Origin of the sequence: Flavobacterium limi, from assembly GCF_010645075.1 — a bacterium.
In the GTDB taxonomy this organism is placed as follows: domain Bacteria; phylum Bacteroidota; class Bacteroidia; order Flavobacteriales; family Flavobacteriaceae; genus Flavobacterium; species Flavobacterium limi.
This window is the reverse complement of record NZ_JAADZV010000001.1, coordinates 656,983-682,527: the sequence shown is the minus strand read 5'-3', so window position 1 is coordinate 682,527 and position 25,545 is coordinate 656,983. Positions and strand designations below refer to the sequence as shown.

At 34.1% G+C, this 25,545-nt stretch carries 24 protein-coding genes; 8 read left to right on the top strand and 16 right to left on the bottom strand.

Annotation, left to right across the window (positions count from 1 at the left end):
• Positions 1-15: 15 nt before the first annotated feature.
• Positions 16-2,994 (top strand): Ig-like domain-containing protein, encoded by a 2,979-nt coding sequence (locus tag GXM16_RS02960; RefSeq protein ID WP_229684146.1) that lies wholly within the window; start codon positions 16-18, stop codon positions 2,992-2,994.
• Positions 2,995-3,075: 81 nt separating this feature from the next.
• Here GXM16_RS02960 and folK read toward each other — a convergent pair whose 3' ends face one another.
• Complete coding sequence (gene folK, locus GXM16_RS02955; protein ID WP_163392560.1) at positions 3,076-4,209, bottom strand: 2-amino-4-hydroxy-6-hydroxymethyldihydropteridine diphosphokinase; 1,134 nt, start codon at positions 4,207-4,209, stop codon at positions 3,076-3,078.
• 134 nt (positions 4,210-4,343) lie between these two features.
• On the opposite strand from folK, the gene sppA reads away from it, so the two are divergent.
• The 3 genes from sppA (at position 4,344) to GXM16_RS02940 (ending at position 9,854) form a co-directional block, all read left to right on the top strand.
• Positions 4,344-6,101: a signal peptide peptidase SppA gene (sppA, locus tag GXM16_RS02950; RefSeq protein ID WP_163392558.1), complete on the top strand. Its 1,758-nt coding sequence runs from the start codon at positions 4,344-4,346 to the stop codon at positions 6,099-6,101.
• A 7-nt stretch (positions 6,102-6,108) separates the two neighbouring features.
• Complete coding sequence (locus GXM16_RS02945; protein WP_163392556.1) at positions 6,109-7,056, top strand: alpha/beta hydrolase family protein; 948 nt, start codon at positions 6,109-6,111, stop codon at positions 7,054-7,056.
• A 167-nt stretch (positions 7,057-7,223) separates the two neighbouring features.
• A complete protein-coding gene (locus GXM16_RS02940; protein WP_163392554.1) occupies positions 7,224-9,854 on the top strand; it encodes an AsmA-like C-terminal region-containing protein in 2,631 nt (876 codons plus the stop codon).
• A 52-nt stretch (positions 9,855-9,906) separates the two neighbouring features.
• Here the strand turns inward: GXM16_RS02940 and GXM16_RS02935 are convergent, their stop codons facing one another.
• The gene (locus tag GXM16_RS02935; protein ID WP_163392552.1) at positions 9,907-10,986 is read right to left on the bottom strand and encodes a glycosyltransferase family 9 protein; all 1,080 of its coding nucleotides are present in this window, start codon (positions 10,984-10,986) and stop codon (positions 9,907-9,909) included.
• 201 nt (positions 10,987-11,187) lie between these two features.
• Positions 11,188-11,982, bottom strand: a complete 795-nt coding sequence (locus GXM16_RS02930; RefSeq protein WP_163392550.1) for a DUF2797 domain-containing protein — start codon at positions 11,980-11,982, stop codon at positions 11,188-11,190.
• Between the two features lie 233 nt (positions 11,983-12,215).
• Between GXM16_RS02930 and GXM16_RS02925 the strand changes: the two genes are divergently transcribed.
• The 3 genes from GXM16_RS02925 (at position 12,216) to GXM16_RS02915 (ending at position 14,962) form a co-directional block, all read left to right on the top strand.
• Positions 12,216-13,724: a GH3 auxin-responsive promoter family protein gene (locus tag GXM16_RS02925; protein WP_163392548.1), complete on the top strand. Its 1,509-nt coding sequence runs from the start codon at positions 12,216-12,218 to the stop codon at positions 13,722-13,724.
• Between the two features lie 116 nt (positions 13,725-13,840).
• Complete coding sequence (locus tag GXM16_RS02920) at positions 13,841-14,446, top strand: hypothetical protein (protein ID WP_163392546.1); 606 nt, start codon at positions 13,841-13,843, stop codon at positions 14,444-14,446.
• 12 nt (positions 14,447-14,458) lie between these two features.
• The gene (locus GXM16_RS02915; RefSeq protein WP_163392545.1) at positions 14,459-14,962 is read left to right on the top strand and encodes an STM3941 family protein; all 504 of its coding nucleotides are present in this window, start codon (positions 14,459-14,461) and stop codon (positions 14,960-14,962) included.
• Between the two features lie 233 nt (positions 14,963-15,195).
• Here GXM16_RS02915 and serB read toward each other — a convergent pair whose 3' ends face one another.
• The 7 genes from serB to GXM16_RS02880 form a co-directional block, all read right to left on the bottom strand.
• On the bottom strand, positions 15,196-16,425 hold the full coding sequence (gene serB / locus GXM16_RS02910; RefSeq protein ID WP_163392543.1) for a phosphoserine phosphatase SerB: 1,230 nt from the start codon (positions 16,423-16,425) through the stop codon (positions 15,196-15,198).
• Between the two features lie 145 nt (positions 16,426-16,570).
• Positions 16,571-17,017: a VOC family protein gene (locus GXM16_RS02905; RefSeq protein ID WP_163392541.1), complete on the bottom strand. Its 447-nt coding sequence runs from the start codon at positions 17,015-17,017 to the stop codon at positions 16,571-16,573.
• A 76-nt stretch (positions 17,018-17,093) separates the two neighbouring features.
• Entirely contained in the window at positions 17,094-17,531 is a 438-nt protein-coding gene (locus tag GXM16_RS02900; protein WP_163392539.1) for an SRPBCC domain-containing protein, read from the bottom strand.
• A gap of 2 nt (positions 17,532-17,533) precedes the next feature.
• Positions 17,534-17,941 (bottom strand): VOC family protein, encoded by a 408-nt coding sequence (locus GXM16_RS02895; protein WP_163392537.1) that lies wholly within the window; start codon positions 17,939-17,941, stop codon positions 17,534-17,536.
• 113 nt (positions 17,942-18,054) lie between these two features.
• Positions 18,055-18,459 carry an SRPBCC family protein gene (locus GXM16_RS02890; protein ID WP_163392535.1) on the bottom strand — a complete coding sequence of 135 codons (405 nt, stop codon included), beginning with the start codon at positions 18,457-18,459 and terminating at the stop codon, positions 18,055-18,057.
• Between the two features lie 25 nt (positions 18,460-18,484).
• Entirely contained in the window at positions 18,485-18,889 is a 405-nt protein-coding gene (locus GXM16_RS02885; protein WP_163392533.1) for an SRPBCC domain-containing protein, read from the bottom strand.
• Positions 18,886-19,302, bottom strand: coding sequence for a VOC family protein (locus tag GXM16_RS02880; protein ID WP_163392531.1), 417 nt, complete (start codon positions 19,300-19,302; stop codon positions 18,886-18,888). Before GXM16_RS02880 ends, GXM16_RS02885 begins: the two co-directional genes overlap by 4 nt.
• Before the next feature lie 130 nt (positions 19,303-19,432).
• Between GXM16_RS02880 and GXM16_RS02875 the strand changes: the two genes are divergently transcribed.
• Positions 19,433-20,398 carry a GlxA family transcriptional regulator gene (locus tag GXM16_RS02875; RefSeq protein WP_163392529.1) on the top strand — a complete coding sequence of 322 codons (966 nt, stop codon included), beginning with the start codon at positions 19,433-19,435 and terminating at the stop codon, positions 20,396-20,398.
• A 2-nt stretch (positions 20,399-20,400) separates the two neighbouring features.
• On the opposite strand, the gene GXM16_RS22985 is transcribed toward GXM16_RS02875, so the two are convergent.
• The 6 genes from GXM16_RS22985 to GXM16_RS02850 all read right to left on the bottom strand — a co-directional run bounded on the left by GXM16_RS22985 (position 20,401) and on the right by GXM16_RS02850 (position 25,514).
• Entirely contained in the window at positions 20,401-20,526 is a 126-nt protein-coding gene (locus tag GXM16_RS22985; RefSeq protein WP_262892340.1) for a hypothetical protein, read from the bottom strand.
• 12 nt (positions 20,527-20,538) lie between these two features.
• Positions 20,539-21,192 carry a murein L,D-transpeptidase catalytic domain-containing protein gene (locus tag GXM16_RS02870; protein ID WP_163392528.1) on the bottom strand — a complete coding sequence of 218 codons (654 nt, stop codon included), beginning with the start codon at positions 21,190-21,192 and terminating at the stop codon, positions 20,539-20,541.
• A gap of 101 nt (positions 21,193-21,293) precedes the next feature.
• Entirely contained in the window at positions 21,294-22,526 is a 1,233-nt protein-coding gene (gene clpX / locus GXM16_RS02865; RefSeq protein ID WP_163392526.1) for an ATP-dependent Clp protease ATP-binding subunit ClpX, read from the bottom strand.
• Between the two features lie 168 nt (positions 22,527-22,694).
• Positions 22,695-23,369, bottom strand: coding sequence for an ATP-dependent Clp endopeptidase proteolytic subunit ClpP (gene clpP / locus GXM16_RS02860; RefSeq protein ID WP_065452078.1), 675 nt, complete (start codon positions 23,367-23,369; stop codon positions 22,695-22,697).
• Positions 23,370-23,730: 361 nt separating this feature from the next.
• A complete protein-coding gene (locus GXM16_RS02855) occupies positions 23,731-25,056 on the bottom strand; it encodes a trigger factor (protein WP_163392524.1) in 1,326 nt (441 codons plus the stop codon).
• Between the two features lie 110 nt (positions 25,057-25,166).
• The gene (locus tag GXM16_RS02850) at positions 25,167-25,514 is read right to left on the bottom strand and encodes a phage holin family protein (RefSeq protein WP_163392522.1); all 348 of its coding nucleotides are present in this window, start codon (positions 25,512-25,514) and stop codon (positions 25,167-25,169) included.
• Positions 25,515-25,545: the final 31 nt, after the last annotated feature.

Genomic DNA, 25,545 nt, shown 5'->3' with positions numbered 1-25,545 from the left:
ACAAATCAATTTGTTATGAGAAAAATGTTTTTGCTATTTTTATTTTTGTCAGGTCTGTTTTGTTCGGCTCAATACACATCGATTCCTGATCCAAATTTTGAAAAGGCTTTAATTGATTTAGGAATTGATAGTGGTCCTATTGATCACAGAGTATTAACTTCCAGCATAAACAATATAACCAGCTTAAACATCTACGGAAAAGAGGTAAGCAATATAACAGGAATTGAGGATTTTATCTCTTTGAAATATTTGAATTGTAATGATAACGAACTTTCAAAAGTAAATCTTTCTAAAAACACAGCTTTAACAGAGTTAATAATTTCAGCGAATTTATTAACCAATTTAGATGTTTCTAAAAATATCAATTTATCAAAATTAAACTGCCTGAGCAATCAATTAGATAATCTAAATGTTTCAGGCAACCTGGCTTTAACGGATTTAAATTGTCAACATAATAAATTAAAAAATTTAGACATTTCAAATAACCCTTCTTTAAAAAACTTAGAGTGCAGTTACAATCAATTAACAACTTTAGATATTTCAAAAAACACTTCCTTAAGTTCTCTTGGATGTACATTAAACCAACTGACAACATTAAATACATCAAACAATATAAATCTAACAGAATTTATTTGTTATATGAATCAATTATCCAGTTTAGATGTTTCAAAAAATATAAATCTAACTCATTTTTTGTGTAATCATAATCTCATAACCAAATTAGATCTTTCTAAAAACACAAATTTAAACATTCTATCTTGCTCTAATAATAAATTAACCACATTAAACTTAAAAAACGGCAACAACAATTTAATACAAATTTTAAACACACAATCTAACCCGGACCTAACCTGTATACAAGTAGATAATGCGGTTTACTCTAATACGAATTGGTCTGCCTTCAAAGATCTTTCTGCTTCCTATTTGAACAGCTGTAATGTAATGAATCGAAATGCACCTGTACTAACTGCTGCCGGAAATCAAATATACTGTCCTAATACTGATATTAAGATTGTTACTGATTTTTCTATAATACATAATCCAAACGATAATCGAGTCCGTGCAATTTATATTCAAATTTCATCAGGATATTCTGCCGGCTTTGACAGATTAAGGCTTTTAGATCCCTCACTACATCCGTCTATAGCAGAATATTGGGATTCCGCTTCAGGGAAACTTACTCTTTTAAGCCGTAGCGGCATTGACATCTTTTTCACAGATGTTGTTGAAGCTGTTAAGAACATTGTTTACTCTAATTCCTCACCTACAGTTTCAGGAACCAAAACTTTTTCTATAACTATTGGCCAGGCAAATTATTTACCCTCAACCGGGCATTTTTATCAATTTGTTCCTAACGTTGGTATTTCGTGGACTCAGGCAAAATCAGCAGCAGAAAGCAGCACTTATTACGGGCTCAAAGGATATCTGGCTACTATTACAGCTGCAGATGAAGCGAAATTATCAGGTGAGCAGGCCTCAGGAGCTGGCTGGATTGGCGGAAGTGACGCTGAAACAGAAAATGTATGGAAATGGGTCACAGGCCCCGAAGGAATCGCAAATAATGGAACAGGAACGATTTTTTGGAATGGTCTTTCTAACGGAACTACTCCTAATTTTGCTTTTTGGAACACCAATGAGCCGAATCAGTTAGGAGATGAAGATTATGCACACATTACTGCTCCGGGTATTGGAATTCCAGGTTCCTGGAATGATTTATCAAATACAGGATCATTAAATCCCGGAGATAATTATGAGCCAAAAGGATACATTGTGGAGTACGGAGGAATGCCCGGTGAATATCCTTTAGAAATTGCCGCGAGCACACAGATTAAAATTCCCGAAGCTACAATTACTGTTCCAGGACCAATTTGCGATTCAGGACCTTTAACTTTATATGCTGCTTCAAATGCCGGTATGATAAGATGGTATGATGCTCAGACCGGAGGTAATTTACTGGCAACCGGAAACACTTATACAACCCCAATAATAAACACGACAACGACTTATTATGCAGATGCAGGCTGCGAAATAAACCGAAAAGCTGTAATTGCTACTATCAATAAAACTCCCGACAGTCCAACTGTAGCTTCTGCTGTTTCCAGATGCGGAACAGGAACTGTCACTTTACAGGCAACTTCAAATATTGGAATCATTAATTGGTTTACAGATTTAACTGGCGGAACAAGTATCTATACAGGAAACAGTTTTACTATACCAAACGTTTCAGCAAATACAACCTATTATGCAGAAGCTTCATACAGTGGCTGCACAAATTCAAATCGTACTCCGGCAAATGTAATTGTATATCCTCTTCCTGTGGTTACTGATGAAGAAGTTGTTTTATGTGAAAATCAGACTGTCCTATTAGATGCTAAAATAAGTGGAATGACCTACAAATGGTCAACAGGAGAAACAACCCAAACGATAGAAGTTAAAACAAAAGGCATCTATACCGTTGAAGTAACAAGTCCTAATCCTGAAAATTGTTCCAGTATAAAAACGATAACCGTTATTGAATATAAAAAACCAATTATTAAAAACATTGACGTAAAAAACACAACTATCACTATCCATCTGACCAATGCAACAGCTTATTTTGAATACTCTGTTGACGGGATAAATTATCAACCTTCAAATACCTTTTATGGTGTAGCAGGCGGATTGCAGACTGCTTATGTAAAAGCTAAAGATAATTTATGCAACATTAATGAAGCCTCCCAAAACTTTATTGTATTAGTTTTTCCTCCTTTTTTTACTCCTAACAATGATTCTCATAATGATTTTTGGGAAGTGACAGGAATGGAAAATTATCCCGAAGCCCAAGTCACTATTTTTGATAAATACGGGAAACTATTAACACAATTAGACGGATCAAAAATGAGATGGGATGGTACTTTTAATAACGTTCCGCTCCCTGCATCTGATTATTGGTATATATTAAAAATCGATGATACAAACCCTCTTTTTAAAGGCCATTTTTCTCTGAAGAGATAATCTAAATTAGAAAATATATTAATTAGATAATTTTATAATTTTTAAGTGCTTTAAGAAATTATCTAATGTTACATTCACTCATTATCTGATTACTCTTCGAATCTCATTCAGTACAAAAAGATAATCTTCGTGTTTCCTGACAAAATCGCGATTGGAAACATCAATTATCAAAACCTTCAGATCTGTTTGGGATTTAATATATTCTAAGTAACCGTTATTTATTTTATCCAAATAATCTCCCTGAATATTTTGTTCGTAATTTCTGCCGCGTTTTTTAATATTCTGAAGCAGTCTCTCCGTATTCTGATATAAATAAATATATAAATCCGGCTTTGGCATTTCTTTATAAATGATATCAAACAAATTTCGGTACAGACGATATTCATCTTCAGCCAGCGTAATTTTAGCAAAAATCAGAGACTTGAAAATATGATAATCGGCAATTACAAAATCCCTGAACAAGTCGAACTGTGCAAGATCATCTGATAATTGCTGATAACGATCTGCCAGAAAAGACATTTCTAGCGGAAAAGCATATCGGTTTTGATCTTTATAAAATTTTGGCAAAAACGGATTATCAGCAAATCGTTCCAATACGGTTTTTGCATTAAAATCTTCAGCAATTTTTTGTACTAAAGTGGTTTTTCCAGCCCCAATATTCCCTTCAAAAGCAATATAATTAAATTTTTCCAACGGAATTTCTTCCAATGGATTTTTTAAATTCTGAATGACTTTACAAGCACTGTCATCTGATGTAATCGCAATTAGTTCAGAAACCGTTTTATGAAAAACGGGATGTTTCCAGTCCAGTTTCAAATCCTGCATGGGAAGTAAAACAAACTTTCGGTTTTGCATTAACGGATGCGGAATGTGAAGTTTTTCTGTTTCAATTATCTGATCATCAAAAGCAATCAGATCAACATCTATAATCCGGGATTGATAACCTTGCTGATCAGTACGTATACGGCCTAACTGTTTTTCTACTTTCAGAACCTGACTGAGTATTTTTTGGGCTGAAGAATTACTATGTAAAAGCAGGGCACAATTATAAAAAGCATCACTTTCAAACCCCCATGCAGGCGTTTCATACAATTTTGAAACCTGAATTATAGTTCCAATCTCCTGATGTATCAAATCAATACAGCTTTGGATATTCTCCAACCGGTTTCCCTGATTGCTGCCTATTGATAAAACGACCTGATGCTGTGATTTCATAATTAATGCAAATTAACTAAAACTATTTTAGAATTAGCAATATATTTGTGAGACGGTTCAAAAGTGAATTCGATTTCTTTGTAAAAATCTGTAACGAAACATCTGTTTTTGCTACTTATTAAAAAAATATATTTATGAAATTCTTAGGAAATGTAGTTGCCACTGTAATTGGTATTTTTGTTTTTATTATGTTATTCTTCTTCGGAGTAATTTTTATCGGAACTATTTTTGGAGGTGACGACAGTGTAACAGTGAAAGCTGACTCTGTTATTGAATTAGACTTAAAAGGAATCAATAATGACTACGCAGGAAAATTTACAGATCCATGGGTGACACAATTTTCAAAGGATGGAAAAATTGGTTTAACTGATGTAATCAACGCGATTGAAGCGGCAAAAACCGATGATAATATTAAAGGAATCTCCATATTAAATGATGAGTCTTCTTTAGGACTGGCACAATATAAAGATTTGAGAAATGCGCTGGAAAGCTTCAAAAAATCTGGGAAATTTATCTGGGCTTACGCCAATGCTTATTCACAAAAAGAATATTATCTAAACTCGGTAGCAAATACCATTTATTTGAACCCTGCCGGAGATTTAGACTTTAAAGGACTTTCTTCTGAAGTGATGTTTTTTAAAGATTTTCAGGAAAAATCAGGCATCCATATGGAAGTAATACGCCATGGAAAATATAAAAGTGCTGTTGAGCCTTTCCTTGAAAATAAAATGAGCGATGCCAACAGAGAACAAATAACCGCGCTTTTAAATTCTATTTGGTCAACTGTTGTTTCAGATATATCAAAAAGCCGAAATATTCCTGTTGCCAGATTAAACGAAATTGCAAACGGGTTATTAGCCAGAACACCCGAAATGGCAAAAACACAACATCTGATTGACATTGTAGCCTACGAAGATGTGTATCACAACGCAATCAAAAAAGCTTTGAAAGTAACCGGTGATGATGATTATAATAAAATATCAATTTCAGATTATACACAAAACAATATCACAACAGCTTTGACTAATACAGCAACCGATGAGATAGCAATTATCTACGCTCAGGGCGAAATTGGAAGTGGTGAAGGCGATGTGAATCAAATTGGTGAAGGTTCCATGCGACGTTCATTAAAAGAAGCCAGGGAAAATGAGGATGTAAAAGCAATTGTGTTAAGAGTAGACAGTCCTGGCGGAAGCGCACTCACATCTGATTTAATCTGGAGAGAAATTGAAATTACAAAAAAAGTAAAACCCGTTGTAGTTTCTATGGGAAATTATGCTGCTTCTGGTGGTTATTATATTGCCTGTAATGCCAATAAGATTTTTGCTGAAAAAAATACGATTACCGGTTCAATTGGGGTTTTTGGAGTTTTACCGAATTTCAGTCCTTTGGCAAACAAATTAGGGATCAATAGCGAGCAGGTGAAAACACATGAAAATTCGGCTAATTATAGTCCGTTTGTACCTGTCGACGAAAAATTCAAAGCTTTTACACTGGAAAGTGTTGAACACATTTACAACACTTTTGTGACACACGTTGCCAAAGGCCGAAAAATGACTTTTGCACAAGTGGATGCAATTGGCCAGGGAAGAGTCTGGTCAGGATCTGAAGCTTTAAAAATTGGTTTGGTAGACAAAATTGGAGGTCTTAATGACGCTATTACTGAAGCCGCTAAAATCGCCAAAATAAAATCATACAGTACCCAAAATTATCCTGAATACGAGAAAAATTTTAATGATTTATTATCCGGCCTTCCTTTCGCTCAATCAAAAGAAGATTTCATAAAAGAAGAAATTGGCGAAGAGAATTATCTGCTTATCGAACACATCAAAAGGCTTCAAAAGCTAAAAGGAGCTCAGGCGATAATGCCATATAGTATCAACATCAAATAACTTTAGAATGAATAAAATCATCCTTCTTTTAACCGTTTTTATTCTGAGTTTTGTTAACGCTCAGGATAAAAAAGACATTCCATTTAAGGAATCTCCTGTTATCTTAAAAATAAATACCGATCAATTATATGGTACACTGACAATTCCGGATGTATCAAAAAAATGTCCTGCTGCCTTAATAATTGCGGGATCCGGACCAACAGACCGAAACGGAAATAATCCAATGATGAAAAATAATTCGTTAAAAATGCTTGCTGAAATTTTGGCAAAAAACGGAATTGCATCATTGCGCTATGATAAAAGAGGCATTGGCGAAAGTAAAGCAGCTGCCATATCAGAAGGAGAATTAGTTTTTGAAAATTATACCGAGGATGCCAAAAGCTGGATTAATTTACTAAAACAAGACAAACGTTTTTCGAAGGTAATTGTAATCGGCCACAGCGAAGGATCATTAATAGGAATGATTGCCGGAACAAAAGCTGACAAATTTGTTTCGATTGCAGGAGCCGGAGATTCTGCCGATAAAATTTTGAAGGCACAAATTTCTTCCAAAGGAATGAAGCAGGTTGAAGACATGACCTTCCCAATTATTGACAGTTTAAAAAACGGTAAAACTGTTAAGAATGTGGACCCAATGCTTAATTCTCTTTTTAGAGCCAGCATCCAACCTTATCTAATTTCCTGGTTCAAATACAATCCGCAGACAGAAATAAAGAAACTTACGGCTCCAATCTTAATCCTCCAGGGAAACAAAGATCTACAGGTAACCGTTCAGGATGCGGAAAATTTATCCAAAGCGAATACCAATTCAGAATTAGCTATTATTGATAAGATGAATCATATCCTGAAAATTATTGAAAGCGACCAACAGGCCAATTTAGAAAGTTATAATAATGAAAGCCTTCCGATTTCTGAAGAACTCACTTCTAAAATAGTTTCCTTTATTCAGAAATAACAATAAAAATTAAATTGAATCCGTTTGAAATAATAAACTCAAACGGATTTTTTATTTAAATCAGGAACGATTCTTGCTGTTTTAAATAAAAAATTAATCTGAACACTTCATCAAAAAAACTATTTTTGTATGAGTTGATTACGTTAAACCCTCAAATCGAAATTAATATGCTAAAGAAAATTTTAAAAATAACTGCTATTGTGTTGGTAGTGTTTGTTGCGGCTTTGTTCGCAATTCCTTATTTATTTAAAGATCAGATAAAAGCAAAAATTGCTGATGCGATCAACAAGAATGTTGATGCAAAAGTTAGTTTTGCTGAAGCCGATTTAAGTTTGTTTAAAAATTTTCCAAATGCCAATGTTTCGATTGAAAAACTGGTGATTATCAACAAAGCGCCGTTTGAAGGAGACACTTTGGTTTCGCTTGGTGAATTAGATTTAAAAATGAGCATCAAGGAACTTTTCAAAGGAAAAGAAGAACCTTTGAACATTGAAGGAATAAGTACTCAAAACGGTTTAATTAATATTATTTTCAATAAAGATGGAGTTGGAAATTTTGACATTGCTTTAAAAGATAAAAAAGAAACTGAAAAAGAAGATACAAAAAGTGATCCTCTTTCCTTAAAAATCCAGAACTACAAAATTGAGAATTTCACTTTCAGATATATCGATCAGGGTTCAAAAATCAAGATGGTAATTGACAGCCTCAATCATGAAGGAACAGGGGATTTTACCAATTCCAAACTGGATTTAAATACAAAAACCACAGCCAATGTTTCATTGGACATGGATAAAATGAATTACCTTAAAAATGTAAAACTAACTCTGGATGCTGTCTTAGGAATCGATTTAGAAAAAAGTAAATATACTTTTAAAGAAAATAAAGCCTTAATTAATCAATTGCCTTTAGAATTTGACGGATTTATTCAAATGGCTGAAAAATCCCAGATTTATGATTTGAAATTTAAAACTCCAACCTCATCCTTTACCAATTTCTTAGGCCTGATTCCTTCAGCTTATGCAGCAAGTCTTGATGGCGTAAAAACAACAGGTGACTTTACGATTGTTGGTTTTGCAAAAGGAGAATTAACAGATACAACGGTTCCGAAATTTAATATTGCAATTGCATCCAACAATGCTTCTTTTCAATATCCAAACCTTCCAAAATCAGTTGAGAATATTGTAATTGATACTAAGATCATCAATGAAACCGGAATTTTAAATGACACTTATGTAAATCTGGATAAACTTTCGTTTCGAATTGATCAGGATGTTTTCAGCGCTAAAGCGAATGTGAAAAACGTAACCGTAAACCCTATTGTTGATGCTGCTTTAAAAGGAACCATTAACCTGGCCAATCTTTCAAAAGCGTATCCAATAAAGTTAGACAAGCCTTTAGCGGGTATTTTGAAAGCTGATGTGACAACGAACTTTGATATGGCTTCTGTAGAAAAAAGTCAGTATCAAAATATTAAAAATGCCGGAACAATGAGTTTGTCAGGATTTAAATACACAGATGAAAATAATAAATCGATGAACATCAGCACTGCTTTGGTTGAATTCAATCCTAGTAAAATCAACTTAAAACAATTTAATGCCACTACAGGTAGAAGTGATATTGCTATTAACGGGATTTTAGAAAATTTTTATGGTTTTATGTTTAAAAAACAAGAGCTGAAAGGAAACTTTAATATGAGTTCAAACCAGTTGGCTGTTGACGATTTTATGACTTCGGGCGAACCTGCAAAAACTACAACTGCAGGAGGCGAAGCAAAAACTGAAACAAAAACAGCTGCAAAACCTGCTGAAGCCATGAAAATCCCGGCTTTCTTAAACTGTACTTTAAATGCAAAAGCAAATACTGTTTTATATGATAATCTAAAACTGACCGCAGTTTCAGGGAAATTAATTATCAAGGATGAGAAAGCGACTTTAGAAAATTTTAAAACATCCATTTTTGGAGGATCTATCGGTTTGACCGGTACAGTTTCAACAAAAACCAAAGTTCCGACTTTTGATATGAATTTAGGTTTCAATAAGGTAGATATTGCACAGACTTTTACGCAACTGGATATGATGAAAAAAATCGCGCCTATTGCGGGAATTATTAATGGTAAATTAAATTCGACAATCAAATTAAACGGAAATTTAGATGCCAAGGAATTAACTCCGGATCTAAAATCACTTTCTGGTGATTTATTAGGACAATTACTTTCTACAACTGTAAATGCCAAAAACTCGACTTTATTGAATTCCTTAAGTTCAAAAGTAAATTTCATTGATGTAAATAAGCTGAATTTGAACGACCTGAAAATGGCCTTAGCTTTTGAGGACGGAAAAGTAAAAATAAAACCATTTGATATTAAATACCAGGATATTAAAGTTACCGTAGACGGAACTCACGGTTTTGATCAGAATATGAATTATAATTTAAAATTAGACGTTCCGGCAAAATATTTAGGTAAAGAAGCAAACGCTTTCCTTTCTAAATTATCTCCGGCTGATGCGGCTAAATTGGAAAACATTCCAATTTCAGGTATCATAACAGGTAATTTTTCAAACCCAAAAGTAGCGTTAGATACTAAAACAGCAGTCAATAACCTGACCAGCCAGGTTGTAAGTCAACAGAAGGAAAAATTAACCCAAAAAGGTGCTGCTGCCCTTAACGATTTGCTTAATAAAAATACCAAGCCGAAAGACACTACTAAAACGGCAACAGAAAATAAGGCAAAAACTAATGAAGAGGTTAAAGCTAAAGCCAGCGATTTATTGAATGGCTTATTTAAGAAGAAAAAGTAATTAAACAATAAAACAAAAGGTCAATCGATATCGATTGACCTTTTGTTATTGTTTAAATTGCTTTGGAATATAAGCTGGATTTCCCATTGCTTAATATGGTATTGAAAGTTTTGAAATAATCCTGTTGCGATAAACTGTTAACATCTATCCCGATACTGTTATTATCATAGGGTTCATATTTTTTTAAGTTCGAAACCGAAAATAGCCCTACTGTTGGCGTATGAACAGCACTGGACAAATGCATGATTCCACTGTCAGCACCTATAAACAAATCAGCGTTTGCGATTACAGATCCAATTTCACGAATATCTTTACTATAAAATGCTGGTGCTTTAAAATCAATCTGTGAAACATTTTCAACCGGCAAAATCTCTACGATATTATAATTTTCATACTCTGATTTTAGATTGGTATAAAAATCATCCCACCAGGATTTTGACAGACATTTGGCACCTGTAGCATATGTGAATATACAAATTGTTTTTTTATAATTATTGACCAGATTGTGTAATGCTTGCTTGCCTTGCGCAATCTCGGCAGTAGTCAGTTTAAGATTTAAAGGAGCAATATTCTGTTCTCTTCTTTCAAATCCTAATCTAGTTGCGTAATCCCTAAAATGGTAAATTGGATATTTGGCTATATGGGCATAATCTCCATAATATAAATTCGCAGAAAAAGGCAGGTCGCCAAAGAACTTAAACTTCGAATTAGAAAATTTGGTTGCCAGTCGGCCCGAAGAAGAACCCTGATCTACATTTATGGCAATATCATATTTATACTTCTTTAAAGAAATCCAGACAGCAAAATATTTTAACAAATTACTGAAGGGCTTTTTCGGCAATTTGATTATCCTGTCTACAGAATCATAATTCTGAAAAATGACCGGAGCTAAAAACCCTTTTACAAACAAATCAATTTTACAGTTTGGAAACGTTTCTTCGAGTTCCTGAATAAAAGGGGTAATCAACAAAAGGTTTCCTAATCTCGCATTTGGTCTGCAAATTAAAATCCTTTTGATTTCACTTCTGTTAACCAAAGTAATACCCGGATCTGTATTTACTTTTCCGATATTTTTTGTCAGGCTGCGCATTAAGGTACGCCTTAAGATATTTACTTTACTCAAAATTCCCATTTTACAATAATTAGCTGATTTATAACTTATTAAAAAAATGAATTCTTTCTTGTATACAAGTCAAAAGTAATTCAATTTTTTTTTAAAATTAAATTTCCAGGCTAAATAATTGTTATAGAATTGTAATTAAATATTTCAAAATCACCATTATGCAATATCAAACAAATGATTGGTTTGCTACAAATAATATTGGATTGAAAATTAAACTGAAATAATAACCAGGTAACCTTCAGAACCTCTGACATTAAAAACAGTACCATTTTCAAAAATCAAATACTGACCTTTGATTCCAACCAGTTTCCCCTGGAATGAGGGTGTTTTATCCAAATTTAAACTAGCCACTTTTGCCGGATAATGTAAAACCGGATAGCGCAAATCATATATATCATCTTTTTGGCTGTAAAAATATTCTTTTGCCTCTTCTGGAATCAGGGTTTCAATTTTCACCTTTTCTGCAATCAGATCAAAAGTCTGGTTAGAATTCTGAAGCATTTTTCGCCAATTGGTTTTATCTGTGTAAAAGCTTTTTAAAGCCACTTCAGTAATTCCTGCCAAATATCTGTTCGGAACCTCAACAACTGCAATTGCCTGACTGGCACCCTGATCTATCCATCTGGTCGGCACTTGTGTCTTACGTGTGACACCTACTTTTATTTCGCTTGCTACAGCCAGATAAACAACATGAGGCTGCAATTGTACTTTCTGTTCATATTCTAAATCACGGTCTTCAATTCCTAAATGTGCTGTACTCAATTCGGGTCTCATAATCCAGTCTCCAACTGCCGGGCTTGAATAAAAGCAGTCATAACAAAATCCCTGGCGAAATATTTTTTTCTTTTTACAGCAATTCAGACACTGATACCCTACAAAATTAATTTCGATTTCCTTATCCAATAACTGATTCATACTTAAAAAACTATCTTCAAAAACCAGATAATATTGAATTGGGTCACCGATTTCGGTTTGCATTTTTGTGAGAACTCCTTCGTAGGTCATAAGATTTTATATTGCTGATTTTATATTTCCTTTTTGAGAACAATGATTTTTTTACTCTTAGAAATGTAATTTTTGAAACGGAATCTTTGTTTTAAATAAATTGTTTTTTGTAAAAAAACACTATTTTTGATATAGTGCCAAAGTTACTATTTGTCTGATGATTTTCAAATTTTAAATTGATGGCTTTTGTAAATCAGAAATCAAATTTGCAATCTAAAAACTAAAAAAAACTCATGCCTATATCTATAATAAATTCTATTGCATCCTGGGTACTTAAACAAAGGATACATCAAATAGAACTTTTTTTAAAATATCCCAACGAAGTTCAGGAAGAACTGCTCCATAATTTATTAACTGCTTCAGAGAATACGATTTTCGGAAAACAATACGATTTCGCTTCCATAAATTCATATCAGATTTTTGCAGAAAGAGTGCCTATTGCAAGCTATGAAGAATTGCAGCCTTTGATTGAACGAACGCGTCAGGGCGAACAAAACGTCTTTTGGGAAACCCCAATAAAATGGTTTGCAAAATCAAGTGGAACTACTAATGCTAAAAGTAAATTTATCCCCGTAAGCAACGAAGCGCTCGAAAACTGTCATTACAAAGGCAGCAAGGATTTGCTTTGCATGTACTTAAATAATAATGAGGACTCGGAATTGTTTGTAGGAAAAAGTCTTCGCCTGGGTGGAAGTTCCCAAATTTACGAAAACAACAATACTTTCTTTGGAGATTTATCGGCAATTCTGATTGAAAATATGCCAATCTGGGCTGAATTCAGCAGTACGCCAAGCAGCAAAACTTCGCTGATGAGTGAATGGGAAACCAAAATTGCTGCTATCATCAACGAAACCAAAAACGAAAATGTAACCAGTTTTGCCGGAGTTCCGTCGTGGATGCTGGTTTTGATGAACAGGGTTTTAGAAGATACAGGAAAAGGAAACTTATTGGAGCTTTGGCCAAATCTTGAAGTGTATTTTCACGGCGGAGTGAGTTTTTCTCCTTACAAAGAACAATACAAGAAAATCCTGCCAAGCAAGGATTTTAAATACTACGAAATATACAACGCCTCCGAAGGCTTTTTTGCAATTCAGGATCTGAACAATTCCAGTGATTTATTGCTGATGCTTGATTACGGAATCTTTTATGAATTTATTCCGATGGATACTTTTGATACTCCAAACCAAAAGGTGATTCGTCTGGCTGATGTCGAACTGAATAAGAACTACGCCATCGTTATTACCACCAATTCCGGATTATGGCGTTATTTAATTGGTGATACCGTTCGATTTACCTCATTAAACCCATACAGAATCAGGGTTACAGGAAGAACCAAACACCATATTAATGTTTTTGGCGAAGAACTGATGGTCGAAAATACCGATCAGGCGATTGCCAAAGCCTGCGAAATCACCAAAACTGAAGTCATTGATTACACTGTTGCTCCAATTTTTATGCAGGACAAAGAAAAAGGTGCTCACGAATGGATGATTGAATTCAAACAAAAGCCTGCTGATGTTGGTCTTTTCCAGAAAGTACTTGATGAAACATTACAGACTTTAAACTCTGATTACGAAGCGAAACGCTACAACAATATGACTTTAAATCCTTTGGTAATTAATGTTGCCAGAGAGAATTTGTTTTATGATTGGCTGAAAGAAAGAGACAAACTAGGTGGGCAGCATAAGATTCCGAGGCTTTCGAATCAAAGGGATTATTTAGAGCAGTTGAAGGGGATGTAGGTTTTAAGAACTCTAAAGTTAGTTTTACGAATTTTAGTATACTTCAAACTTAGTTCATGAATGTAATCAACAATCTTTTATTTCTTTTAAGAATAGAGATTTTTAAAAATTCCGAAATGAAAATTATAAAAAATTTAATGTTTTTGTCTTTAATATTTCTATCAAATGTTAGTTTGAGTCAGAACATTTTCAAAAATGAAAGTATTGGATTTAGTATTCAACAACCAGAAAAATGGATAAAAGCAAAAGAAGGTCAAACCATTGATAATTTAAAAAGCAACATAAAATTAGATGAGAAAGTTGTTGCGAAATTATTAGAGCAAAATAAGGGAACAATTCAAGTTGTTACTTATTTCAAATATCGAATCGAAACAACAGCTGGAATTATACCCACTATAAAAGTCAACTTAAGAAGTAATCCACATAAGAATTTTGTTGATTTTAGAAAAAGTATTGAAGAAAGTTTCATTGGTATAAAAAAAGTTTTTACTGATTTCAAATACATTAGTGCCCCTACCGAAAGCATTGTTGATGACAAAAAATGTATTACTGCAACATGTATTTACACTCTAACAGGCAAAGGAGGTAGTGAAAAAGTCAAGATTATTGTGTATGCTATTCCTGTAAAAAACCAATTTTATCAAGTTACATTAATGGACACTGAAGATGACAACAACACAGAGTTGTTTCAAAAAATTGTTAATACAATAGTGATTAAATAATAATAAACTGCAATGGATAATCTTCTCTACCCATATTATTCCATTAAACTATGGCTTGATTCGGTTATTTTTTTGATTATTGCCTTTTCTCTGATTTTATTAACTTTATTTAATAGCAATCAGCCTTTTGGAATTATTTTAGCTTTTTTCTTAATTATTTTAACAAAATATCCCATACAGAAAACAATTAAAAATTTATATCGAAGCTTAAAAAATCAACCCGCAATTGAACTGACTGAAGCATATTTCTTCGATCACATAAATAACATTAAAATTTATTGGCACAATATTGACAAATTAAGTGTAATTTCAATTAGAGGAAATACCTATGTAAATTTTATTCTCAAAGATAATAATGAATATGCCAAACAGTTAAATGGATTTCTTCCAAAAATTTTATTTAAACTCCCTGATCCTGAAGAAATCGCTACAAAAACTGAGATAAGCTTAGTTAAAGGAAGAAAGGAAGATATTTACAATTCTATTTGTAAATTTCGAGAAGCTAAGAAACTATAATTTCTAAACCATTAATTCCACCAACCCGCATGAGGGATAGCAGTGGAAATCCTTTTTGTTTTTTCTTTAAAAACAAAAAGATTACAACGGATAGCCCGACCCGCTTTTTCTGCGGGGACATGCCCAGAAAAAAACCTTAGATCAAATCATATGAACTAAGGTTTGTTTTTTTATTTTGATTGTGGAGTTCCTTATGTGATTTCTCCTTCGTCGAAATGACAAAATTGAGAATATTACATCATATCAATATACCTATCATGATATCCTAATAAGTATAAAACACCGTCAAGTCCTAAACTTGAGATAGAATTTGAGGCACTTTCTTTTACTTTTGGTTTAGCGTGGAAAGCGATTCCAAGACCGGCAAGGTTTATCATTGGCAAATCGTTTGCTCCGTCTCCAACTGCAATGGTCTGGTTGATATGGATTCCTTCTTTTTCTGCAATGGCGGTCAGGTATTCTGCTTTCTTTAAACCGTCTACGATATCACCTATATATTTACCGGTTAATTTACCATCTTTAATTTCTAACTGATTGGCGTGAACGTAATCGATTCCTAATTCTTTTTGGAGGTATTCCCCAAAATACGTGAATCCTCCAGACAGAATTGCCGTTTTATAACCATAATATTTTAACGCTTTCATCAAACGATGTGCTCCTTTTGTAATAGGCAGATTTTCGGCCACTTTTTGCAAAACGTCTTCGCTTAAACCTTCCAGTAAAGCCATACGTTTTTTGAAACTTTCGTTAAAATCAATTTCGCCATTCATGGCAGATTCTGTAATGGCTCTTACCTGCTCTCCTACTCCGTTTAGTTCTGCCAGCTCGTCAATAACTTCAGTTTGAATTAAAGTCGAGTCCATATCAAAGCAAACCAAACGTCTGTTTCGTCTGTAGATATTGTCTTCCTGAAACGAAATATCAACATCCAGTGTTCTGGAAATTGCCATAAAGTTGGCTGTCATTTCAATCTTGTTTACAATTTCTCCTGTAACGGATAATTGGATGCAGGAACGCGGATATTCTTCTTTTTCTACAACAGATGTTCTGCCTGTCAATCTGATAATAGAATTGATGTTCAGGTTTTGATCTGTCATTATTTTAGTCACGGCTGCTAATTGTACGGCCGTTAATTTTTCTCCTAAAATATTGATAATATAACGCTGATTGGATTGCGATTTTACCCAGGTTTCATAATCTTCGACAGAAATCGGAATAAATTTAACTTTTACTTCGAGTTCATAAGCCTTAAACAAAAGGTCTTTTAAAACAGGTCCGGAACTGGAGCCAGCTTCGATTTCGAATAAAATCCCTAAAGATAATGTATCATGAATATCGGCCTGACCTATGTCTAAAATAACCGCATCATAAGCTGCTAATACTGTGGTTAAACCTGCTGTAACACCCGGTTTGTCGTGTCCTGAAACTTTTAATAAAATAATTTCCTTATCGTCTTTTGCCATTTTATCCTTGTTGATTTAAGAAGCGACAAAAATCGGTAATCTATTGCTGATATAAAAGTATATTGTTTGTTTTTTATAACGAAAAAGCACAAATCAATGTGCTTTTTCAGGTTATTTAACAATTATGTTCAGGTATTGAAATTACCTAACTTTTATCATCTTCCTCACATTCGGCCAGATCTATCATCCAGTTTACACCAAATTTATCTTTAAGCATCCCGAAGTAAGAACTCCAAAAAGTTTTCTGCATTGGCATATCCACTCTTCCGCCATCTGTGAGTCCGTTGAAGATTTTGTCTGCGTCTTCTGTACTTTCTGCGCTGATCGAAATTGAAAAATTATCACCAAAACCTACATCTCCAAATTTCGGATGACTATCACTTCCCATTAGAACACTGTTGCCAATTGGAAGCGAAACGTGCATAATGCGATTTGAATCTTCTTCTGAAAGTGCTTCATCACCGTCTTCCGGAGGAGCATCTTTAAATTTTCCGATATATTGAAATTCGCCTCCAAAAACGGATCTGTAAAACTGAAATGCCTCTTCGCAATTTCCGTTAAATATTAAATAAGTATTTATTGCTTTTGCCATGATATTTTTTATTTTTTATTAATATTCTTTATTGTTATTGCAATTGATATTGATTTTTGCAATTCTCATTTGTATTCTATTTCTCAGAAAGTTCCTTAACTGATTCTAATCCCTTTGGAAAAGCTTCTTTAAAATAATCTATATGTTTTTCAATTACATCAACATACGAAACCAGATCTGTAAATTCACCATCGGGAATCAATCGATAGGTTTCCATGTAACCGCTCCATTTTTCGGTTTCTTCGTTAAGAGGCTGTTCCTTAAAGTCTTTTATTTCTCCAATATGCTTAAAAGCCATATATTCATTTGGAACCTTCTTTTCGATTATACTGTTCATTCCTTCTCCGCCCGGTGACATGAAGTGTATTTTGTCACCTTCGTTCCAATCACTTACTGCGTACGAACCTTCGCAAAAGGAGTTTGTCCATTTTCTATACGTTTCGTCATCCCATAAAACTGACCAGATTTTTTCCGGTATAGCTTTGATTCTGATTTTAAATTCTAATGTTTCCATAATTAAGATAATTTACTAAAATCCATAAATAAGACATTCCAACGATGGCCGTCTAAATCTGCGAAACCAAAACCGTACATCCAGCCCTGACTTTCTGCCGGAGCTGCAAAAACAGTTCCTCCGGCATCCTGTACTTTTTGGGCAAGTTCATCTACTTCTTCCCTGCTCTCAGCATCAATCGAAATCAAAACTTCAGAACTTGAATTAGTATCTGCAATACTGTTTTGTGAAAAACCCGCAAACACCGATTCTTCAAAAAGCATCACTACAAAATGTCTTTCACCTACAACCATACAGGTAGAGTTTGGTGTATCATGCTGTTCATTGAACGAAAAACCTATCTTCCAGAAAAAATCTTTTGCTTTTGCTATATCCTTTACAGGAAGATTCAGCCATATTTGTTTTGTCATTTTTTTTGAATTTTGTTGGTTAGATATTTATTTTTTTTCTTTTAAGTTGTATAATCGATATAAGTTAATTTGAGTGTTATAATCTTTGAACCTTTCTATCCTGAGCTTTGAATCTAATTAGATTCAGTGTAATTTTTAAAATTATCCAGGATTGCCTGCCACCCTGCGCGCTGCATTTCTTCCGGGTTTTGTGTTTCCGGATCAAAACTTTCAGTTATTTCAACTCCCCCTGATATTTCTTTAAAAGTAATTTCGACCTTTCTTCCGTCTGCCATCACATATTCCAGGGCTTCGTTTGGTTTTACAAGTGTAAATTCACCTTCAAAATCAAAACTCATACTGCCATCTTTTGCAGCCATAGTCGATTTGAATTTTCCTCCCGTTCTCAAATCATTTTCTGCATAGGGAGTGTGCCAATCCGGAGATGCAAAACTCCATTTTGTAATGTGTTCCGGTTTGTTCCAAAATTCCCAAACTTTGTCTATCGAGGCTTTTACTGTAGTATTGATTGTAATCATTATTTTAGTTTTTATATTTCTGTTCTTAACTCGCTTCGACGTAGGCTTTAAAATTATCAATTACAGCCTGACACCATTGCCTTTGCATACTTTCTGAAATTTGTTTTTCAGGTTCAAATATTTCTGTAATTTTTACTTTTCCATCAATTTCATCAAAATACACACTTCCGGCTCTGTCATCAAAAAGTTTGTATTCAATTAAAGATAAGGATTTTAGATTAGTATAAAGCCCTTCAAAATCAAATTCTTCGCTTCCGTCTTTTGCTTTCATGACATATTTGAATTTACCGCCAACCTTTAAATCATTGTCTGCAACTGGTGTATGCCAGTCTGGCGAAGGAGAATTCCATTTCACAATATGTTCAGGCAACGTCCAGAATTGCCAAACTTTTTCAAGTGGTGCATCAATTAAATTTTGAGCGGTAATCATACGTTTTCATTTGTTGGAATCTGACTTTCATCCATAAAGAAAACCTCCCAGTGATGCCCGTCCGGATCCAGAAACATCTTCTGGTACATCCAGCCGTAATCTTTTGTATCCATATATTCTGCGCCTCCGGCTTTAACTACATTTTCAATTATTTCATCAACTTTTTCTCTGCTTTCAACAGATATTGCAATTATCACTTCGCTGGTCGTATTGGCATCACTAACTTCCTTGTTCGTAAATGTTTTATAAAACTCTTCCTCTAAAAACATCACATTTATGTTTTCGCCAATTATCAAACAAGTACCTTTTTCATTAGTAAATAGTGGATTAAATAAAAAACCAAGCTGAGTAAAGAATTCAACGGAACGATTTAAATCTTTTACAGGAAGATTCAGAAAAATTTTTGTGCTCATCTTTATAAAATTTCAAATTAGATATAAACAAATTTAAAATATCAAAACCAGCTTTTTACTACAATAAAAGCCATCTTTAGGGTCATTTAAGACAAAATGTATATCTTCGTAAAACTCTAAAACTAAAATCATGAGCAGGAAAGTAGGTTTAATTTTGGGGCATGACTACAAATTGTTAAGCGTAGCTGCCATTCTGGAAGTCTTCGAAACAGCCAATAAATTACATGAGGAAACCGACAAACCTTTTGAGTTTATGGTGTTTCAATCGGATGAACAAATCGATGAAAAAAAATTATTTGGTTATGAAGTGAATTCAATTGAGGATGCAGATAAAAATTTAGAACTCATTTTAATTCCAGCTTTTACCACCGATAATATGAGTGAAATGATTGCCAAGAATCGCAAATTTATTCCGTGGCTGCAAAAACAGCATCAGGCAGGGGCCGAACTGGCAAGCTTTTGCACCGGAGCATTTTTGTTTGCTGCTTCCGGATTGCTCAACGAAAAACTGGCTACTACGCATGTCGATGCCTGCAGCGCATTTACCAAAGCTTTTCCGCTTGTGAAATTAAAACCAGAGGAAACCCTGACCGCAGACGGAAGTTTGTATACCAGTGGCGGATCAACCTCAACCTTTCATTTATTGATTCTTCTGATTCAGAAATACTGCGGAAACGAAATCGCAGTTCAGATTGCCAAAATCTTCTCTATTGATTTAAACCGATACAAACAAAGCTATTTCAGCACTTTCAGACCCAATCATTTGCACAATGACAGTCTGGTTGCCCGGTTACAACAAAAAATTGAAAGTGAATACAGTACAATCGAAACTTTAGAAGAAATCACCAAAGATATTCCGACAAGTACCCGCAACATGACACGCCGTTTCAAACAAGTGACAGGCATTCCACCTATCGAATATCTGCAAAATATAAGAGTGGAGAGTTCCAAGAAATATCTCGAACAAACCCAGCTTTCGATTTCTGAAATTATCGAAAAAACAGGTTACAACGATCCAAAAGCGTTTAGAAAAGTATTTTACAAAATGGTCGGTATGAAACCTATTGAATATCGGGAGAAATTCAGGGTTCAGTAATTTCAGGAGCAGAAATTATCATTTTCAGAAGAACTCCTGTCCTGCTCTCCGCTATATCTTTTGTTGCGAACCCCGCAACAACAGGATGCCGCTTCGATCAGGGCTAAACCAGAAGTTTTGTTTTTCATAACAGGAAACAATTATGACTTAATAATCCACATTAAAACCTTCTTATCGGTTTTCAAAAGTTCGTCAATTTCTTTCATGCTTTCGTTTGAAACTGCCGGACATCCCCAGCCTTCAGGAGTTCCTTCGGGATAAACTTCATCAGTCGGAATCGCTTCCCAGGAATGTAAAACGATGGCACGGCTTGCTGCATTTGAATTCGATTTCTCTTTTCCCTTTAAAATATAATTAACCTTAATTCCCCACTGGCTTACGCCTCGGTCTAAAATTACATATTTCCCAAGAGAAGAGCAATGTGAATCGAATTCATTACTGATGACTGGATTTTCTTTAGATTCTGTTCCACTCCAACGATTCTCACCGCAACCATGACTTACCATATAAGATTTCGAAACTGCATTTTTCCTGAAATCATACACAAAAAATCTTTTTAAACCTGAATGAACTCCTAAATCAATCAATATAAATTGATTATGATTCAGATTATTGCTTTTACAATATTGCTGAGCTTCTTTGTAGTAGCCACTATAATTAATTGCATTATGAGGTTTTTCAGTACCTGCAATTTCTTGTTTAAATTCATTTTTAGAAAAAGTCGTTTCTTTTACTTCTTTCTTATTACAAGAAAAAAGTAGGACCAGGCAAACTATAAAAATTATTTTTTTCATTGATCCAATTTACACAAAAAAACAAACGAAAACAGAAACAAAAAAAGTATAAAAAAACCTGTTCAAAATGAACAGGTTTTAGAAAAATATTATTTGAAAAATTACGAAGCAATTTCCATACGCTTCAATAAATTTTTACTCAATGTATGTTCTGCATAATCTTTATCGATTGATAGAACCTTATCATCAGAACTTGGCAATTCGTACATAGCATCTGTTAAAATTGCTTCGCATAACGAACGTAATCCACGGGCACCTAATTTGTATTCTAAAGCTTTGTCTACAATAAAATCTAAAGCTTCATCAGTAATACTGAATTCTACTTCATCCATTAAAAACAGCTTCTGATATTGTTTTACCAATGCATTTTTAGGCTGTGTCAAAATCGCACGCAAAGTTTCTCTGTCTAAAGGATCCATGTGGGTTAAAACCGGCAAACGACCAATAATCTCCGGAATCAAACCAAAGTCTTTAATATCTTTTGGAATGATATATTGCAACAAATTGTCTTTGTCAATATTATCAACATTTTTAGAAGTTGAATATCCAACTGCCTGACGGTTTAAACGTTTAGAAATAATACGGTCAACTCCATCAAAAGCACCTCCTGCAATAAAAAGAATGTTTTGTGTATTTACCTCAACAAATTTCTGGTCCGGATGTTTACGACCCCCTTTTGGCGGTACGTTTACAACTGTTCCTTCTAATAATTTCAATAAAGCCTGTTGAACTCCTTCACCGGAAACGTCACGTGTTATGGATGGATTATCGCTCTTACGGGCAATTTTATCAATTTCATCAATAAAAACGATTCCTCTTTCTGCTTTGGTTACATCATAATCAGCAGCCTGTAACAGACGAGTCAGAATACTTTCGACATCTTCACCAACATAACCGGCTTCTGTAAGAACGGTTGCATCAACAATTGCTAAAGGAACGTCTAACATTTTTGCAATGGTTTTAGCTACCAATGTTTTTCCGGTCCCGGTTTGACCCACCATAATGATGTTGCTTTTTTCAATCTCTACTTCATCGTCTAACTGTTGTTGCATTAAACGTTTATAGTGATTGTAAACCGCAACTGACATTACTTTTTTAGTCTGGTCCTGACCAATTACATATTGATCAAGGAAAGCCCTGATTTCTTTTGGTTTCTTTAAAATTAAATCACCAACCAGTTTTGCGCTTCCACTTGATTTTAATTCTTCAAGTACAATTCCGTGTGCCTGTTCAATACATTTATCGCAAATATGTGCATTGATTCCAGCTATTAATAAATTAGTTTCTGGCTTTTTTCTTCCACAAAACGAACATTCTAATACTACTTTTGCCATTCTTTATTTAAGTTACTAAGCTGCAAAGATACTAAGTTTCTAAGTTTTTTTAAATTAAAACTTTAAAACTTAATTCCTTACAGCTTAATATTTTATTTTATTTCAAATATTTAAATTACAAAGAACACTTAAAAACTTAGTGCCTTAATAACTTTGACGCTAGAAAAATTATCCTCTTCTTAATACTTCATCAATCATTCCGTATTCTTTTGCTTCGTCCGCTTTCATCCAGTAATCGCGCTCACTGTCTTTGTGTACTCTTTCAAAAGATTGTCCTGAATGTTGAGAGATGATGTTGTATAATTCATCTTTTAGTTTCAGCATTTCGCGTAAGTTGATTTCCATATCTGTTGCAACTCCCTGAGCTCCTCCTGATGGCTGGTGAATCATTACTCTTGAATGTGGCAGAGCCGAACGTTTTCCTGCTGCTCCTGCACATAATAAAACGGCTCCCATAGAAGCTGCCATTCCTGTACAAATTGTAGCAACGTCTGGTTTGATGTACTGCATAGTGTCATAAATTCCTAATCCTGCGTAAACACTTCCTCCTGGGGAATTTAGATAAATCTGAATGTCTTTTGAAGCATCAGCACTTTCTAAGAAAAGTAATTGCGCCTGAACGATATTAGCGATCTGATCATCGATACCTGTTCCTAAAAAGATAATTCTGTCCATCATTAATCTTGAAAACACATCTAATTGAGAAACGTTCAACTGACGTTCTTCAATAATATATGGAGTCATATTGGTTGGGTTCATTGCCGCTACGATTTTGTCATAGTACATGGCGTTTACTCCCTGGTGCTTTGTAGCAAATTTTTTGAATTCTTTACCGTAGTTCATATTGTAAGTGTTCTAAGTTTTACGTTAATCTGTTATTTTTATTTTATCAAAGGTCGTACCTTAATTACTGATGTGTCAATTTGTCTTATTTAGCCCAGATAGCAGTGAAAAGCTTTTTGAAATGGGAACTATTTTTTGTTGGTAAAAAAAAGCGACCGGCGGAAGCTCTTTTTTTTAACTTACAAAAAAAGGCAGCAATGAAAAAACTTGTAACGGATAGCTGGATTAGCTTCTGAAAAGTAATAAAAAATAAATTGAAACCCATATCAAAAAAATATTTTCTTTAGCTGAAATAAAAAAACAGAAGAGCGTCAGGGAAAATTATCCGTGACGCTCCTTTTATATGCTTAATTTTCAGAAATTATTCTCCGTAAGACGCAGCAATAAATTCATCATAAGTTACCTCTTTAGTTGTTGGATTTGCTTTTTCTTTGAACAAATCTAACAATTTAGCCGCTACAACCTGCTCAGAAAGTCTTTTTACTTCTTCCTGGTTAGATAAAACTCTTGCCACAATTCCTTCTACTTCTTCGTTAGTTGGATTAGTTTGACCAAATTGAGCCATTTGCTGTCTGATTGCGTTTGATGTAAAAGCTTTCAAATCTTCAAAAGTGATTTGGATATTGCTTTGAGCCATTGCTTTTCCTTCGATCAACTGGAAACGTAAACCTTTTTCAGATCTTGCGTATTCTACTTCAGCTTCTTCTGCAGAAAGTTTTTTCTCTCCAACAGTCTGTAACCATTTTTTAAGGAACTCAGCAGGTAAGTCGAATTTTGTGTTTTCGATTAAGAAATCCTGAACATCCAATAATAATTTTTGGTCAGCCTGCTGTGCGAATTGTGCTTCGGCATCTTCTTTAATTTTAGCTTTCAAATCTTCAAGAGAAGCTACTTTCCCTTCACCAAAAAGTTTATCAAATAACTCCTGGTTTAATTCCGCAGGTTCAGAAACATTGATTGCTTCAATTGTAAAAGCTACATCAACTGCTAAATCATGTACATTATCGTGAGGAACTTTTAAGTAATCCATTAATTGGTGATCGTCTTCAAATAAACCTTTGGTGTTTACAGTAACTACATCACCCACTTCTTTACCTATAAATAAATCAGCTGTCTTTTTATCTTTGAAAACTGACAATGACAAAGTTGTTTTGTTTTCGATTCCGTTTTCTGTGTTTGCGAAAGTTCCTGTAACATCAGAATCAGCCGTAACTTTTTCAACAGGGTTTGCTTTTCCAAATTGTTTCTGGATGCGCTCCACTTGTCCATCGATTAATTTATCATCTGCGGTAACGATGTATTTTACGATATCATTTTTTGCTTCAAGATCAATTTCGAAGTTTGGCACTAAACCAATTTCGTATTCGAAAGTTAATTCTTCAGCATCCCAGTCAAAGTTTTCGTTTACTTTTGGAAGCGGAGTTCCTAAAAGGTTTAATCTTTCAGATTGAATATAACGCTCCAAAGCCAAATCAACTACTTTTTTGATCTCTTCCTGCTTAATAGCTTTTCCGTATTGTTTTTCAACAAGATCTTTAGGAACCTGTCCTTTTCTGAACCCTTTAACCTGCGCCAAAGGCATTTTTTCGTTAATTCTTTTTGCTACCTGACCTTTATAATCCATGTGAACAACATTCATCACAATGGTCTCGTTTACAGCGTCTATTGCTACTCTTTTAATATCCATCTTCTTCTTTAATTTACGTAATAAAATTGGGTTGCAAAATTATAAAATTTTTGCAACCCAGCCAAGTTTTTAATGTATTGTATTTGAAGCGTTTTAGAACACTTCTTATTTTATTTTTTATCGTCTCCTAATATTTTATAAGTGATCGATTGAAGTATAGACAAAATCACACTGAAAATTAATGCCGTTAAAAACGAGTCGACAGCAAAACCTCCGACAATTTTTGTGCATAGCAAAATAATAAGTGCATTGATAACAAGCAAAAACAAACCTAATGTAATAACGGTAACCGGTAATGTTAGTACCACTAAAATAGGTTTAATAAACAGGTTTAATAATCCTAAAACTATTGCTACAATTATGGCTGTACCAAAACTGGCAACATGTACGCCAGACAAAAGATTAGACAGCAACAAAACCAAAGCAGCAGTAACAAGGAGTCTAAGTAATAATTTCATGGTTTAGCTTTTTAAAATTTTTAATAAAAGT